Source organism: Pseudarthrobacter sp. GQ63, from assembly GCF_059758765.1.
Genome location: NZ_JCAXEF010000005.1, coordinates 39,384 through 54,441, shown reverse-complemented (window position 1 = coordinate 54,441; position 15,058 = coordinate 39,384). Strand labels below are relative to the sequence as shown.

The following is a 15,058-nucleotide window of genomic DNA, read 5'->3' as shown; positions in this document are numbered from 1 at the left end:
CTGCCGTGAAATCAGGACTCGGCGCCGCCGTGGAGGCTGTCGTCGCTGCTGTCATCCTCACGGCCGGTGCCGTGCCCGCTTTCGCTCTGGTCCGAGAGGTCCATGTTGCCCCGGGCCTCAGCCATGGTGGGGCCGCCGGAGGGAACGCTGTAGGTGTCCGGGCGGATGCCGTGGGACTGTTCCTCGATCAGTGCCTGCTCTTCGCTGAAGCGGATCACGTTGGCCTCATCGCCGGCGTCGCCGGGGACGTCCTCACGGATCTTTGAGGGGTCCGGAATGATGTATCCGGCGTCTGCTTCGTCTTTGGGGTGGCTCATTTTCTTACCTTCCTATCGGGTGTTACTTGTGGGCCGCGCGATGAGGTCCGCCTTGAGGTCAAGGCTCTGGTCCTGCCGCTTGACCTTGAAGCCTACGGTATCGCCGGGGTTGCGGTTCCGGAGTTCCGCCAGGAGCTTCTCCGGAGCGGTGAGGTCAGCGCCCTCCAGGGACTCCAGGACGTCACCCGGGCGGATGCCGGCGCGTGCGGCCGGGCCGTCGTCGTCCACTGCCAGGACCACAACGCCGGTGCGAGCGTTGATGCCCAGCTGGCCGGCGATCTGCGGGGTCAGTTCCCCCGGCGTGAGGCCCAGGTAGGCGTGCTCGGCAGTGCCGTCCGCCAGCAGTTCCTCGGCGACCTCCACGGCGGTGGCGGCGGGGATCGCGAATCCGAGGGCCACGGCACCGGCCGACGGGGGAATGTAGGCCTCGCTGATGCCGATGATTTCGCCGCGCATGTTGATGACCGCCCCGCCGGAGTTGCCTGGGCTGATGGGGGCATCGGTCTGGATCAGGTCCACCAGGGAGAGGCTGTTGGAGGCGGAGCCGGGAATGGACCGGTGCAGCCCGGAGATGATCCCGGCGGTGGCTGTGTTCTCGAAGCCGAGCGGCGAGCCGAGCACCACGGCACCCTCGCCCACGCGCGGGAGGTTGGTCTGGTAGACGGGTTTGGGCAGGCCGGTGCGGTTGGCCTGGACCAGCGCGAGGTCCGTTACGGGGTCCGTGGCCCTGACGGTTCCCTCCACCCGCTGGCCGTCAGCAAAGGCCACCTCAACGCGGGTGTTGCCCCGGACCACGTGCTCGTTCGTGAGGATCAGGCCGTCCTCGGAGTAGACCACGCCGCTGCCCAGGCCGCCGTCCGTGAAGATGGTGACCACGGACGGGGCGAGGTTCTCCACCAGCTGGGGGATATCGCCCTCCGCAGCCGGCGCGGGGGCCGGCGCCGATGTGCTGTTGGGCGTAGCGGTTGACGCGGACCCGGGGCTGGAGGAGCCGCTGGGTTCCGGGGGAGGCATGGAGCCGGTGCAGGCGGTGAGGGCCAGGGATGCCGTGAGCAGTGCAGCTCCCGCGGCGGTCCGGAAGCGGTCCGGATGCGGCAGCTCCCGGCGGGTGACGGTATTCATGGACGGCCTCCTCCGGGTCCTGGCTGGTTTCTACCACCGTAGCCGGGGATCGGAGGAAATACCAAGCACCCTTAGTATCTGCCTTAGTGCTGGGTGGAGTGCAGCCCGTCGAACGCCATGGTGATCACGTCGTCGGCAAGCCGTTCGGGGGAGAGGGGCCCGCCCGGCTTGTACCATTCCACGATCGAGTTGATCATGCCGAACAGCAGCCTGGTGACGGTCCGCGGATCGATGTCCTGGCGCAGGGAGCCTTCGTCGCGGGCTGCGGAGATCAACCCAGCCACCTTGTGGTCGAAGGCGCGGCGGCGCTCCAGGGCGTCCCGCTCAATTTCCGTGTTCCCGCGCAGCCGCAGGAGCAGCGTAACGAACGGCAGCCGCTCCACCAGGACGGCCACGGTCTGCCGGAGCACGAACTCAAGGCGGGCATCGGCCGCGCCGGACGTGGCTGCGGGTTCTTCCAGGATGGCCTCGAGGCCGCCGAGGGCGTGCTCCAGGGCCAGCTTCAGGAGGTCGCCCTTGGACGGCACGTGGTGGTAGATGGCGGACTTGGAGATGCCCAGGTTGTCCGCAAGTATGCCCATGGACGTTGCGTCGTAGCCGTGCCGGTTGAAAACGTCGACGGCGATGCGCAGCACCGACTGCTGGTCGTATCCGGGGCGGCCGCGCTTGGCTGTGCTGGCTGTATCAGTGCTGGGCATAGTGGCTAGTTTCTCATGAACGGTCGGTCGGGTGGCGCAGCCCGGAGCCTGCGCCACCGCTGGATGGCCTACGCCTTGGGGCGCATGTCGTAGATGCGCCGCAGCTTGCCGTTGGACCGCTCCAGGGAGCCGGGGTCCACCACGTCGACTGTGCAGGAAGAACCCACGTGGATCTTGATCTGCTCCTTCAAGGTGCGCGCCGCCGTCGAAACCTGCTCGATGGTGACGGTCTCCCGGCGCTCGATCTTCACCGTCATCTGGTCCATCCGCTGGCCCTCGGGGCGGGTGAGCTCCAGCTGGAAGTGCGGGCTGAGCTCGGGGATGCGGAGCGCAATCTCCTCGATCTGGGACGGGAACACATTCACGCCCCGGAGGATGATCATGTCGTCGCTGCGGCCGGTGATGCGTCCCATCCGGCGGTGCGCGGGGCGGGCGGTGCCGGGGAGCAGGCGGGTGAGGTCCTTGGTGCGGTACCGGATGATGGGCAGCGCTTCCTTGGTGAGGGACGTGAACACCAGTTCGCCGTGCTCGCCGTCGCGCAGAACGTTTTCCTTGCCCACCACCGGGTTGAAGGCGTCGATGATTTCTGGGCGGAAGTGGTCCTCCCAGATGTGGCTGCCGTCCTGGGTTTCCACGGCTTCGCCGGCCACGCCGGGTCCCATCACCTCGGAGAGCCCGTAGATGTCGCAGGCCTTGAGGTTCATGGTGACCTCCAGCTCGTGCCGCATTTCCTCGGTCCACGGCTCGGCGCCCAGCACCGCGTACTTCAGCGAGGTGGAGGCGGGGTCGATGCCCATGTGCGCCATGGCGTCCGCGATGGTGAGCAGGTACGTGGGGGTGGCCAGGATGGCGTCCGGCTTGAAGTCCTGGATCAGCTGGATCTGGCGTTCGGTCTGCCCGCCGGAGATGGGGATGACGGTGCAGCCGAGGGCTTCCGCGCCGGCGTGCGCGCCCAGGCCGCCGGTGAACAGGCCATACCCGTAGGCGTTGTGGACCTTCATGCCCGGGCGGATGCCGGAGGCGCGGAAGCTGCGGGCCACGAGTTTTGCCCAGTCCGCCAGGTCCTTCTTGGTGTACCCGACCACCGTGGGCCTGCCCGTGGTGCCCGAGCTGGCGTGGACGCGGGCTACTTCATGCTGCGGGACGGCGAACATGCCGAACGGGTATTCCTCGCGGAGATCGTCCTTGGTAGTGAAGGGGAAGTTGCCCAGGTCGCTGAGTTCCCGGAGGTCGTTCGGGTGGATGCCGGCGTCATCGAACTTGCGCTTGTACAGGGGTACGCGCTCGTAGGCGTAGGCCACGGTGTGCTGCAGGCGGCTGAGTTGCAGGGCCTCGAGCTCGTCGCGGGACATGGTCTCCTCGCGGTCCAGGATGACGTTAGTGCCTGCGGCCGTTGCTGCGGCAGCGGCGGGGGTTTCGGGGGCATGCAGGGTCATGATTTTCCTACTTCTTGGGGATGGTGCGGCTGCGTCCGCGGAACTCGGCAATGAGCTCGCCGGGCTGGGCTGAACTGGGCTGGGCTGAACTGGGCTGGACTGAATTGGGCTGGACTGGGCCTGGCAGGGCCTGTGCGGGCTGGCCTGTTGGGGAGGGTGCAGCATCCGTGGCGAATATCTGGATGTCGTACAGGCCGCTGCGTCCGGCGCTGGAGCGGCGGTCCGCCACTGCGGTCAGCACCTGGCCGCGGAACGCCGGCTTGAGGAAATTGATGTCGACGCCGGAGGCCACGGTGATGCTGTTTTCCTCGCCGGGTGCCTGGACGGCGGGGTTGCAGGCGAGGGCGAACGCGGTGTCCCCGAAAGCGAAGATCATTCCGCCGTGGGCCATGCCGAAGCCGTTGAGCATTTCCTGCCGGAGGGTCATCCGGATGGTTGCGTGGCCGTCGCTGATGGCGAGGACTTCGATGCCCATCCACTCGGAGGCATAGTCGTTCTCCAGGATCTGGTGTGTCGGCCCGGAAAGGGTGGTTTCAGCCATGCGTCATTGCCTCCAGCTTTATTTACCGAATGTTCATTAGGTAATCCCATGGAGGGGTCCGGTGTCAAGGGCCGGGCGTCCACGGCCGGCCGTTCCTGCCCACTTGCTCCGGCGGGATCGTGCGCCGGAGCAGGGACACGCTGTCGTGCCCGGCGCGCCGGCCAGGGTGCGGAGAAGCAACCGGGCTGGAACGTACGACGGCGGCACGCACCGGCCGCCGCCGGCCCGCCTGATGCGCGGTCCCACCGCCCCCGTGCCCGCCGCCACAACATCCCGTGCCCATCACCACAGGCCCGGCAGACTCCCACGCTGCCGAAAGCCCGTGCCGAAGTGCAAGGATGGAGTAACCGGCACCAGCACAGCAAAGGGCGGACCATGGCCAAAGGCATCTACGTCAGCGCAACCACCCCCGGATCGGGCAAGTCACTTGTGGCCCTGGGTCTGGCGGACACCCTCCACCGGCATGCGGACAGGATCGGCTTCTTCAAGCCCGTGGTCCATGGCCCGGACGCCGCGGCCGATCCGATGGTCGCGCTGATGAAGTCCCGTTTCGCGCTGGAGGACGAGCGCTGCCGGGGAGGCCTCACCCATGAGGAAGTCCGGTCCCTGCTGGCCGAGGGAAACCGGGCCGAGATCGACGCCCGCTGCGTGGAGATCTTCGCCGATATCTCGCGGCACTGCGATGTGGTGATCGTGGAGGGAACGGACCTGGTGGGCCAGGACTCCGCCGTCGAATTCGACCTCAATGCCCGCCTGGCCAACAACCTGGCCGCCCCCATCGTGGCGGTGGTGGGCGCCAAGGGGCGGACCGTCGCCGAGGCTGCGTCCGCCGTCGAGGTTGCCCGGAAGGAACTCGCCGCTGAAAGGTGCTCCCTGCTGGCCATCATGGTGAACCGGGCGGATCCGGCGGACCTGGACGCAATCGCCGCCGCCGTGAAGCCCGGCGCCTCCAAGCGGCCCGTGTACATCCTGCCCGAGCTGGAGGCGATCGCACGGCCCACCACCGGCGAGGTTGCCGTGGCGCTGGGCGTCCGCCAGATCGCCGGGCGGCCGGACATGGAACGCGACGTCAAGGACATCAAGGTGGCCGCCATGAACGTGGGCAACTTCCTGAACGTGCTGGACGAGGGCGCCCTGGTGATCGTCCCCGGCGACCGGGCCGATGTGATGGTGGCGTGCCTGGCGGCGTCCTTCTCGCCGGAGTTCCCGGTGGCCTCCGCGCTCATCCTCACCGGCGGTCTCGCACCGGACGCCAACATCTACCCGCTCCTGGCGCAGGCCCCGTTCCCCGTGTTTGCCGCCACGGAGGACACCTACACCACGGCCCGCCGGGTTTCCGAGGTCCGCAGCGAGATCTGGTCCGGACACCGCCGCAAGGTCGCGTCCGCCCTGGGCCTCTGGTCCCGCCGGGTGGACGAGACCGAACTGATGGAGCGCCTCCACCTGCCCCGGGCGGAGCGGATGACCCCGCTGCGCTTCCTGCATGACCTCATCGAACGTGCCAGGTCGCAGCGCCGGCATGTGGTGCTGCCGGAAGGGACCGACGTGCGGATCCTCCGGGCAGCCGAGATCCTGCACCGCCGTGACGTCTGCGACCTCACCGTGCTCGGCCCCGAATCGGAGGTCCGCGAACTGGCGGCCGCCCGCGGCATCGACCTGTCCGGCATCAACATCGTTGACCCGGCCACCTCCGACCTGCGCCAGAAGTTCGCCGAAAAGTACGCGGAACTGCGGGCGCACAAGGGCGTGGACCTGGCGAAGGCGCTGGAGATCATGCAGGACGTCAGCTACTTCGGCACCATGATGGTCCAGCTCGGCGTGGTGGACGGCATGGTGTCCGGGGCGGCCCACACCACCGCCCACACCATCCGGCCCGCCCTGGAGTTCGTGAAGACGCGCGAGGGCGTCAAGATCGTGTCCTCCGTGTTCCTGATGCTGATGCCGGACCGGGTGCTGGTGTACGGCGACTGCGCCGTGAACCCGGACCCGAACGTGGAGCAGCTGGCGGACATCGCACTGGCGTCGGCGGAAACCGCGGCGCAGTTCGGGGTGGAGCCGCGGGTGGCCATGCTCTCCTACTCCACCGGCGGTTCCGGCTCGGGTGAAGCGGTGGACGAGGTGCGGCAGGCCACCGAGCTGGTCCGCCAGCGCCGCCCGGACCTCGCCGTCGAGGGGCCCATCCAGTACGACGCCGCCGTGGACGCCTCCATCGCGGAGTCCAAGATGCCGGGCTCGTCCGTTGCCGGGCAGGCCACGGTGTTCATCTTCCCGGACCTCAACACCGGCAACAACACGTACAAGGCGGTGCAGCAGAGCTCCGGTGCCGTGGCCGTCGGGCCCGTCCTGCAGGGGCTGCGGAAGCCGGTCAACGACCTCTCCCGCGGCTGCACCGTGGAGGACATCGTCAACACCGTGGCCATCACGGCCATCCAGGCACAGGCCCCCGCTTCCTAGGGCCAGCGTCCCAGGGCCCAAACAAGCCAGCACAAAGGGCGACGGCGGCACCCTCCGTGGGTGCCGCCGTCGCCCTTTGTATTCAGGTGCTTAACGCTGCGTCAGCTGTTGTCCGGCTTCGCCATGCTGGCCGGGTCCTCCTGCTTGGCAGGCTCATCGGACAGTCCCTGCGGGGTGAGGTCCAGGTCCTCGGTGTTCTCCGGGGCTTCGGGTGCCTCGCCGGTTTCCTCAGCTTTCACGGCGCCGGTGTCGTCCAGGGCAGGGTTGGCGCCTTCCACCACAGTGGGGTCCTTCTTCCCGGAACCGGAACCGGAACCGGTATCCGAATCCGCCTGCGGATGCAGGGGCGCGGTGCTGCTGGATCCCGTGTTGGTGGGGTCGTTCTCGTCGATCGAATTCGGCTCGTTCGTCATGGAAGTGTCCTCTCGGGCGTGGTCCAGCTTGTGTGCCGACTCTAGGCCCCCGCCTCGCCTGTCCGCAAGAAACCCGTGCCCCGGCCCGCCTATAGTGGGGTTTGAACCGCAGAAGCAAGGCTCAGGAGGCCCCACATGCTCGTGCTCGTCATCAACTCCGGCTCGTCCTCGCTCAAGTACCAGGTGCGCGACGTCGCCGCCGGGACCGTCCTGACCGAGGGGCTGATCGAGAAGATCGGCATGGGCAACGGTGGTGACGGGGACGGCGAAATCGAGGGCCCGCGGGACCACGCCGAGGCGCTGGAGCAGGTGGATGCCGCCATCCACCAGGAACTTGGCGGCCTGGAGCTGGCCGCGGTGGGCCACCGGGTGGTGCACGGCGGGGAGCGCTTCGCGGAGCCCGTGCTGATCGATAACGAGATCACCCGCGCCATCGAGCGCCTGAACCCGCTGGCGCCGCTGCACAACCCCGCCAACGTCCTGGGGATCCGGGCCATCACCAGGAAGTGGCCGGACATGCCCCAGGTTGCCGTGTTCGACACCGCGTTCCACCGCACGCTGCCCGAGCACGCCTGGCGCTACGCCGTGCCGGACGAGCTCTACACCAACCACGGCATCCGCCGCTACGGCTTCCACGGCACCTCGCACGAGTATGTGACCCGCCGCGCCGCCGCGCTGCTGGACCTGCCCGTTGAGGAGTTCGACGGCGTCATCGCCCACCTGGGCAACGGCGCCTCCGTCACGGCCATCCGCGGCGGCAACTCCGTGGACACCTCCATGGGCTTCACACCGCTCGAGGGCCTGGTGATGGGGACCCGCTCGGGCGACCTGGACCCGTCCATCCTGGTGTTTTTGGGCCGGGCTGGCTGGACCCCGGAGGACCTGGACACCATGCTCAACCGCGAATCCGGGCTGAAGGGCCTGGCCGGCAACAATGACATGCGCTCGGTGGTGGAGGCCTTTGAGTCCGGCGATGCCAAGGCTGCCACGGCGCTCGCGGTCGCGTCCTACCGGCTGGCCAAGTACATCGGCGGGTACCACGTGGCCGTGGGCGGGGCGAAGGCCCTGGTGTTCACGGCCGGCATCGGCGAGAACTCCCACCAGTTCCGTGCGCTGGTGGCGGACCGGCTGGGTGCCCTGGGCGTAGAGCTCGACGCCGGCCTGAACGCCGAGCGGTCCAAGGAACCGCGCGTCATCTCCACGTCCGGGTCCGCCATCCCCGTTCTGGTGGTTCCCACCGACGAGGAACGCGCCATCGCGGAGGCGACGGCCGCCGTCGTCTCCCCATCGGTTGCTTTGTAAGTGCCGTTTTCGGCGCCCAAAACGGCATTATTGGTGCACTCGATGGGGTTCCCGGGACGCTCTCTCACTTGAGGGCGGTTTTCCCGGGACGCTCTCTCACTTAAGGGCGGTTTTCGCGCGACGCTCTCTCACCTACGCCCGGCCCTTGAGGATCAGGTTCCAGTAGACCTGCGGGAAGATGCCCCGGTCCACCACCCAGGACAGCCTGCTCTCGTTCCAGGTAGGCACCCGGGGAATGGTGGGCATGGGCCGGTAGCGGTCGTCGAACTCGGCGAACACCACCGTGTCCCGCGACACCGTGAAGGGGCACACCGAGTACCCGTTGTACTTTGCGGGAAGCGGCTTCCCCTTCCGCGCCGCCACCAGGTTCTTGGCCAGAACCTTGGTCTGCTTCCGGAGGGCGCCGCCGGATTTCGAGTTGGTGGTTCCGGCCGCGTCCCCCAGGGACCATACGTTCGGAAACCTGATGTGCCGCAGCGTCTGGCGGTCCACCTCCACGAACCCGCCAGCATCGCCTGCCGCCGGAAGGTCCGTGGCCTTGAGCCAGTCCGGCGCCGACTGCGGCGGAACAGCGTTCAGCACGTCGTAGTGGATGGTGTCCTCTGCCGCGGTGGAGATGTCCCGGATGACGGCATTCCGGCCGGCCGCGTCCACGGAAACCAGTTCGCTGTTGGTCCGCAGTTCAATGCCGTACTCCGCGATCTTGCGGTCCAGTTCCCGGTCGATCTCGGGCACCCCGAAAACGGTGGGATAGGGCTGGACCATCACCACGCGGATCTGGTCCAGCACGCCCTGTTCACGCCAGTAGTCGCAGGCAAGGTACATGGGCTTCTGGCTGGCGCCGCCGCATTTGATGGGGCCGGCGGGCATGGTGAAGACGGCGGTCCCGGACGTGAGCCCGCTCAGCAGGGTCCAGGCCTTTGGCGCCAGCTCAAACTCGTAATGCGACGCCCCGTGCAGCGAATGCACGGCCTCGGCAAGGCCCGGCACCTCGTCCCAGTCGTACTGCAGGCCGGGGCACACCACCAGCTGCCCGTAGGACACCGAGGAGCCCGAGGCCAGGCTGACGGTGTTGGTGTCCGTGTCCACGCCGACGGCGCCGTCACGGATCCAGGTCACGCCTTGGGGCATCACCGACTCCTGGGAGCGGACGGCCTCCTGGGCCTGGGCCCGGCCGCCGGCAATGTGGGAGAACAGCGGCTGGTAGAGGTGGTGGTCCTTGGGCTCGACGACGGCCACGTCCTTGACCCCGTAGCGTTCCAGGCGGGCCGCCAGGGAAACGCCGGCGTTGCCCCCGCCGATGATCACCACTTCATGCTGCGTGGCCACCGTGCTACTTCTTTTCGGTCAGGGCAGAAGCCTTGTGCGCGGCCCGGGCGCCGGTCTTGGCGGATTCCACCACGTACTGCGGTTCGTCCTCACTGGCCCGGTGCGTGTGTCCGTCCAGCTCAAAGTCGCTAGTCTTCTTCTCAACGATCTTTCCGTGGGTCATGCCCTGCGACGTGTTCCATTCGACGGACGTTCCCTTGCGTAGCGGCATGCCTGCTCCTTTGGTGGGGTCCGGGCCGTAGCGGTCTCCGGCTGGAATACGGGTGCTCCACAATAGTAAGCACGGTTAGCTTCTCCGGGTACTGCCGCCGCATGAAGGTGAGGTGACGACGGCGGGAGGCGGCCGCCGTCGTCACCTCACCGCCGTGCCAGGTAGCGGGTTGCTGCCCCGGCCGTCCTGTTGCACAGGGCCCAGTAGGCCACCCCCGCGGCCAGTGAGCCGGCCACCGCCAGGGGCACGCTGATGCCGGTCAGCAGGGGGTAGGCCAGCCAATGGACCAGGTAGATGTGCATGGAGGCGCTGGCCAGCAGGACTACCAGCCGGCTCATGCTGCGCGGCACCGGGAGGGTGGGCAGCCAGGCGAGCATGAGGATTCCGGCCATCACGGTGAGGTCCCGGTAGGGGTTCTCGAAGAATCCCGGGACGGTGAGGAGCGTCAGCGCGGTGACGGTGCAGCGCTGGGCGAGGGTGCGGGAGCGGGCCACCGCCCACCCCAGGGCGAACAGCCAGAAGGCAGGGACGGTATGGGGCACGCCGGGCTCCACCAGCTCAAAGCGGGTGAGCAGTCCGCCGCCGAACAGGACCAGGGGAAAGACGAACGGGAACCGGCGTTCGGCCCGGTGGAGCCAGGGGAGGGCGAGCAGGGCCGTCATCGCCAGCAGGATGTAGACCATCACCTCGATGAACCAGAAGTGCCACTGCGTGGTCACCTGCTCGGGGCCGAGGACGGCGTTCAGCAGCACGATGTTCACCAGGCCGTACCGGTCCGTGACCAGGTAGGCGAAGGCAATGAACACCATGCTGGGCACCGCGATTCGCGCCACGCTGGTGAGCTGGCGCCGCAGGCGGGGCAGCCTCTCCCCGGACAGCTGGAAACGGGCAAAGTTGAATCCCGCCGCCGCGAACAATACGTGTGCCATGCCCTGCCAGCTGAAGAGGCCGATGTGGGTGCTGGCAATCAGGAAGATCCCGACGGCGCGGAGGACGAGGCTGGTGTCCATCGGGGCCAGGAGGCGGGCGGTCCACGGGCGGGCCGGCTTTTCGGCCTGGCGCCCGTCCGTAAGCCGATCCGGGTGCCCGTTCTTGTTCCTGTCCGGCCGCGGTTTGAGGTTCCGGACCGGCGTCACGTGCCAGTCCGGCGGCAGATGCCCCAGAACCTGCTCGAGCCGGACTGAGGCGGCCACGAAGGAGAGGGAGTCGCCGCCGAGCGAAACAAACGTGTCGTCGTCGGAAATGTCCGTCAGTTCCAGCGTGTCCTCGAAGATCCGCCTGACCGTGTCCGGCTGGGCGGCGGTGGCCTGCGTTGTTGCGGCACCGGAAGCGTCCGCCATGGGCTCAGCGGCTGTGGCCGGGCGGGAGGACAGTGCCGCCACGGCCGGATAGTCCACTTTCCCCGTGCCCAGGCGGGGGAGCTCCTCCACGGCATGGAGGTCGACGGCGGCCCGCGGCAGTCCCAGCCCCTGGGCCAGGACCTTGGTGAGCAGGTGGGTGTCGTGGTCCCCTTCGACGGCGACGACGAGCCGCTGGTCCGTCCCGGCGCTGGCCGCGTCCACGCCGAGGTCGGCGAGGAGGCGTTCCACCTGGCCCAGGTCCACCCGCAGCCCAACGATCTTGACGAACCGGCTGCGGCGCCCGCGCACCTCGTAGAGTCCGGCACTGTTCTTCCGGGCGAGGTCGCCCGTGCGCAGTTCGGTGACCGTGCGGCCCAGCGCCAGGTCGCCCGGGCTCTCTGCATAGCCCAGCATCACGTTTGGGCCGCTGTACACCAGTTCGCCGTCGGCAAGCCCCGGGACGGGCTCGATCCGGAAGGCTCCGCCGGGAACGGGAACACCGATCGCGCCGGGATGGTCGGTTGCCAGGTCCGGCGGCAGGTAGGCCATGCGGGCGGTGGCCTCCGTCTGGCCATACATGACGAACAGGTCCCAGCCCCGCTCCCGGCCCAGTTCGGCGTAGTGCCGTACCGAGTCCGGGGCAAGCCGGCCGCCGGCCTGGGTCACGTAGCGCAGGCTGGGCAGGTCCATGTCCGCGAAGCCCACGCGCTCCAGCAGTTCGAAGGTGTAGGGAACGGCGGCGAAGGCGGTGGCCCCTTCCCGCCGGAACAGCTCCCAGAAGCACGGATCCACCACGGACAGCCCGGTGAGGACCAGGCCCGCGCCACGCAGCAGGTGGCTGTTGATCACTGAGAGCCCGTAGCAGTAGGACATGGGCAGCGTGGTGGCGGCGCGGTCGTCCTGGGTGATCTGCAGGTAAGTGGCGATGGATTCGGCGTTGGCCTGGAGGTTCGCGTGGGAAAGCCTGACCAGCTTGGGGGACCCGGTGGACCCTGAGGTGCTGAGGAGTAGGGCAAGGTCCGGATGCAGGGTGTGCCGGGTCCCCGGGCGGCGTTCGTCCAAGACGCACTGCCCGTCGGCCGAGCGCACCACCACATCGGGATCGTAGGCGGCCACCAGGGACTCAAGGGCCGCGGGCTTGTCCTCCGGGAGGAGGATCAGCGGGTGGCCGGAGGCGAGGGCGGCCAAATAGGCGACAACGGACTCGACGTCGTTGGAGGCGGCGAGCGCGATCAGGCGGCGCTCGGTGCCGAGCCTTCGGGCGAAGCTGTCCACCCGGTCGGCGAGTTCGCCGTAGGTGAGGGTCAGTCCGTCGGTGATGATGGCAGGCCTGTTTCCGTAGCTCGAAAGATCGGCAGCGAAAGGTACCCGCGCGAAGTCAAGCTGCGTGGTCATCCGACGATGGTATTAGCTAAGCCTCACCTAAGTAAAAAGCACTGTTATAGACCATTGAGTGGAGAAATAATCGGCTGGCCTAGCCCGGATCTGTTGTGGGGAGCGGTTCCGCAGCAGGGGCAGTGGGACCTGTGCCCGCCGTCGGCTGTGCAGTTTGAACTGGAGTGGACGACGGCGCCGGGCTGGCTCCGCCGGCCGGGGCCGGTGGCGCGGTTGCTGCTTCGGTTCCTGCCGGAGCCGGAGCAGGAGCAGGAGGCTCGGTGGCGGGGGCCGCCGAAGCCGGGTCCGCCGGTGCGGTCGCGGAGGCTGGGCTGGGCGACGCCGGCCGGCTGGCGGCCGGACCTGCCGAGGCACTGGGATCGGCCCTAATGATGCCTATGATTTGTTCCTTATAGGAAGCAAGGGCGGCCTGGATCTCCGAAAGCGGGACGTTGTGGATGTTCCTGCCGTACGCGGCAATTTCTTCCCACAGTGCTGTCAGTCGGGCCATGCTGTCCCCTTCAAGCGGACCGTCGAGGGTGAGCACGAGCTGGCTGGCCAGCGCATAGGTAAGGCAGTCCAGGCAGTTGTAGTTTGCGGCAGCTGACAGGTTCTCGGGGACGATGACGTCCGCATGCCCCACAACAAGAACCACCTGGAAACCGACCGCCACCGCCGCGCACCCTGTACAGCTGGCAAAGGCGTAGGCCTCGTTCCGGGCGTCCACCGGTTCGCCGTCCTCAGCCCATACAAGCGCGAATGCCACGCTGTAGGTGACTGAGCCGTCGCTGGTATTGATGGCAAGGGCCTGGTTGCCGTCCGGCTCAGGCGCGGCGGGCCGATCGAACGGGAACACCCAGGACGGCGCGGCGGAAGCGCCCGCGGCGGATGTGGATGCAGCAGGCCCGGTACCGGACGGGCCTGCAACGGGAACAAGCACCATGCTCAGTTGGGGATTCTCGCGCGTGGGCGTCGGGGTGCCCGCAGGCCAGAGGGCCACTGTGCGTCCGCCGCGCCCTTCTTTCAAGGCGGTATCGCCGGCCGGGAGGATCGATGTGGTCGCATCCGCAAGGGTGCCGCGTTCGTAGGGCTGGACGGGCCGGTAGGTTGCGCCGTCGGGCCACCATGCCCAGGCGAGGCCGGCAAGGAGGGCACCCACCACTGTCAATGTAGCGGTACGTTGCACAGCGTTGCTGCGGGTCTTCTGCCAGAGCGCGGTAAGCAGCTGGCGAACCAGGCGCAGCAGGATGTACAGCATGCCCAGCATGGGCAGTGCCACGGCAACAATGGCGAGGAAGCGTACCGCGGCCCCGGCCAGGTCTCCGGCCGAAAGGCTTTCTGCCAGCAGGCCCTGCTGCCGGGCGGCGCTGCTCCATGCGGTGGCCAGCAGCCGTGGCAGCGAAATCACCATCATGGCCAGGCTAAACAGCAGCAGGGGCACGGTGACCAGGACCCAAAGCGTCACAACGGCGCGCGCCCATGGTTTGAGGACCTTATTTTCAGGCCGCCCCCAGCGCCATGGAAGCATGCCCAGCAGGACGGGTTTGATGCGCTGGAAAAGGTCGGGCACGCCGGTGGCGTCCGCCAGGATGTGGTAGCCGTCGAACCTGACCAGGGGCAGCAACTGCCGGACCATTTGCAGGATCTGCGTCACCACAACCAGCAGCAGTGCGTCGAAGCCGGTGGCCCACCAGAGTCCCATGATTGCCACGGCAACGATGGCGTTGAAGTAGAGGCCGCCGAGGTCCGTCCGGAGACGGCCGCCGCGGCCCAACCGGTAGGAGTCGGTCACATCTGTGAAGAATGCCGGCCAGACCAGGTAGAGGCCCGCGCCCATCGCGCCGGGGATGGCGCCTCCCTTCCGTGCTGCGGCGGCGTGACCGAACTCGTGGAAGCCTGCAGACAGGATGGTGATGGCGAAGATCAGCAGGAGCAAGAGGGGGTTTTCAAAAGCTTCGTGGGTGGCTGATCCCAGTCCCTTCACCATCAGCACCCACCAGCACGCCGCCAGGAAGGCCACGGTAACAGCCGCGACGATCAGGGGGTTGAAAAGTGCGGCGAACGGGGCCGTGATTTTGCCCGTCCGCACCGGATCCGTCACCGTGTAGCGGAAGCGCATGCCCAGCAGCGGATCCGCCTTCCTGACTTCCGGCTGGGACCCGTCGGCCAGCCGGAGCAGTCCAAGCGGCAGCAGTTGCGAATCAATCAGGGTGCGCACGTTGTCAGTGCTGATGAGCCTGCCGGACCCGGCGCTGGCATGCTCCGCAATCTCGGATAGGCCGCGGGTCCCGTTCACGGCTTCCAGCACAAGATAGAGCAGCGGTGTCAGCTGGAGGGTTTGCCCGTCGGCGCGGCGGACCAGGGAAGGCGGCTCTCGGTAGCCTGATCCTTCGGACTCGCCGATCAGTTGGACGCCGTCGGCCAGGCGGGGAACCCGCAGGTGGGGCTCAGTCTCCAGGGCAGGGAACGACGGCGGGCCCGCCTGGGGGCGCGGCCCGCCGCTGGTTCGGGTCATCTGTGC

General features: G+C 68.0%; 12 protein-coding genes. 2 read left to right on the top strand and 10 right to left on the bottom strand.

The annotated features are described in order from the left end of the window. Positions 1–11 precede the first annotated feature (11 nt). From AC6CHP_RS10825 to AC6CHP_RS10805, 5 genes are all read right to left on the bottom strand, one after another. Positions 12–317, bottom strand: coding sequence for a hypothetical protein (locus tag AC6CHP_RS10825; RefSeq protein WP_188813488.1), 306 nt, complete (start codon positions 315–317; stop codon positions 12–14). Between the two features lie 12 nt (positions 318–329). Further along, a complete protein-coding gene (locus AC6CHP_RS10820; protein ID WP_498229785.1) occupies positions 330–1,439 on the bottom strand; it encodes a S1C family serine protease in 1,110 nt (369 codons plus the stop codon). A gap of 83 nt (positions 1,440–1,522) precedes the next feature. Beyond that, positions 1,523–2,137, bottom strand: coding sequence for a TetR/AcrR family transcriptional regulator (locus AC6CHP_RS10815; protein ID WP_498229783.1), 615 nt, complete (start codon positions 2,135–2,137; stop codon positions 1,523–1,525). 68 nt (positions 2,138–2,205) lie between these two features. Continuing rightward, entirely contained in the window at positions 2,206–3,573 is a 1,368-nt protein-coding gene (gene paaK / locus AC6CHP_RS10810; protein WP_188813483.1) for a phenylacetate--CoA ligase PaaK, read from the bottom strand. Positions 3,574–3,580: 7 nt separating this feature from the next. Continuing rightward, the gene (locus AC6CHP_RS10805) at positions 3,581–4,114 is read right to left on the bottom strand and encodes a hotdog fold thioesterase (RefSeq protein ID WP_498229781.1); all 534 of its coding nucleotides are present in this window, start codon (positions 4,112–4,114) and stop codon (positions 3,581–3,583) included. Between the two features lie 375 nt (positions 4,115–4,489). Here AC6CHP_RS10805 and pta point away from each other — a divergent pair, with 375 nt between their 5' ends. Then, positions 4,490–6,568: a phosphate acetyltransferase gene (gene pta / locus AC6CHP_RS10800; protein WP_498229779.1), complete on the top strand. Its 2,079-nt coding sequence runs from the start codon at positions 4,490–4,492 to the stop codon at positions 6,566–6,568. Between the two features lie 101 nt (positions 6,569–6,669). On the opposite strand, the gene AC6CHP_RS10795 is transcribed toward pta, so the two are convergent. Next, a complete protein-coding gene (locus AC6CHP_RS10795; protein ID WP_377194241.1) occupies positions 6,670–6,981 on the bottom strand; it encodes a hypothetical protein in 312 nt (103 codons plus the stop codon). A 135-nt stretch (positions 6,982–7,116) separates the two neighbouring features. Between AC6CHP_RS10795 and AC6CHP_RS10790 the strand changes: the two genes are divergently transcribed. Continuing rightward, complete coding sequence (locus AC6CHP_RS10790; RefSeq protein ID WP_498229776.1) at positions 7,117–8,283, top strand: acetate kinase; 1,167 nt, start codon at positions 7,117–7,119, stop codon at positions 8,281–8,283. Between the two features lie 132 nt (positions 8,284–8,415). Here AC6CHP_RS10790 and AC6CHP_RS10785 read toward each other — a convergent pair whose 3' ends face one another. From AC6CHP_RS10785 to AC6CHP_RS10770, 4 genes are all read right to left on the bottom strand, one after another. Beyond that, on the bottom strand, positions 8,416–9,612 hold the full coding sequence (locus AC6CHP_RS10785; RefSeq protein ID WP_498229774.1) for an NAD(P)/FAD-dependent oxidoreductase: 1,197 nt from the start codon (positions 9,610–9,612) through the stop codon (positions 8,416–8,418). Positions 9,613–9,616: 4 nt separating this feature from the next. Continuing rightward, the gene (locus AC6CHP_RS10780) at positions 9,617–9,823 is read right to left on the bottom strand and encodes a hypervirulence associated TUDOR domain-containing protein (protein WP_104184611.1); all 207 of its coding nucleotides are present in this window, start codon (positions 9,821–9,823) and stop codon (positions 9,617–9,619) included. A 146-nt stretch (positions 9,824–9,969) separates the two neighbouring features. After that, positions 9,970–12,558: an AMP-binding protein gene (locus tag AC6CHP_RS10775; protein ID WP_498229772.1), complete on the bottom strand. Its 2,589-nt coding sequence runs from the start codon at positions 12,556–12,558 to the stop codon at positions 9,970–9,972. A 79-nt stretch (positions 12,559–12,637) separates the two neighbouring features. Beyond that, a complete protein-coding gene (locus tag AC6CHP_RS10770) occupies positions 12,638–15,052 on the bottom strand; it encodes a zinc metalloprotease (RefSeq protein ID WP_498229770.1) in 2,415 nt (804 codons plus the stop codon). Between the last annotated feature and the right edge of the window lie 6 nt (positions 15,053–15,058).

Bases quoted from the DNA above. Each gene is read 5' to 3' on its own strand.
- AC6CHP_RS10790 (WP_498229776.1), top strand. From the start codon at position 7,117: ATGCTCGTGCTCGTCATCAACTCCGGCTCGTCCTCGCTCAAGTACCAG.
- AC6CHP_RS10795 (WP_377194241.1), bottom strand. From the start codon at position 6,981: ATGACGAACGAGCCGAATTCGATCGACGAGAACGACCCCACCAACACG.
- AC6CHP_RS10775 (WP_498229772.1), bottom strand. From the start codon at position 12,558: ATGACCACGCAGCTTGACTTCGCGCGGGTACCTTTCGCTGCCGATCTT.
- pta (WP_498229779.1), top strand. From the start codon at position 4,490: ATGGCCAAAGGCATCTACGTCAGCGCAACCACCCCCGGATCGGGCAAG.
- paaK (WP_188813483.1), bottom strand. From the start codon at position 3,573: ATGACCCTGCATGCCCCCGAAACCCCCGCCGCTGCCGCAGCAACGGCC.
- AC6CHP_RS10815 (WP_498229783.1), bottom strand. From the start codon at position 2,137: ATGCCCAGCACTGATACAGCCAGCACAGCCAAGCGCGGCCGCCCCGGA.
- AC6CHP_RS10770 (WP_498229770.1), bottom strand. From the start codon at position 15,052: ATGACCCGAACCAGCGGCGGGCCGCGCCCCCAGGCGGGCCCGCCGTCG.
- AC6CHP_RS10820 (WP_498229785.1), bottom strand. From the start codon at position 1,439: ATGAATACCGTCACCCGCCGGGAGCTGCCGCATCCGGACCGCTTCCGG.
- AC6CHP_RS10825 (WP_188813488.1), bottom strand. From the start codon at position 317: ATGAGCCACCCCAAAGACGAAGCAGACGCCGGATACATCATTCCGGAC.
- AC6CHP_RS10805 (WP_498229781.1), bottom strand. From the start codon at position 4,114: ATGGCTGAAACCACCCTTTCCGGGCCGACACACCAGATCCTGGAGAAC.
- AC6CHP_RS10780 (WP_104184611.1), bottom strand. From the start codon at position 9,823: ATGCCGCTACGCAAGGGAACGTCCGTCGAATGGAACACGTCGCAGGGC.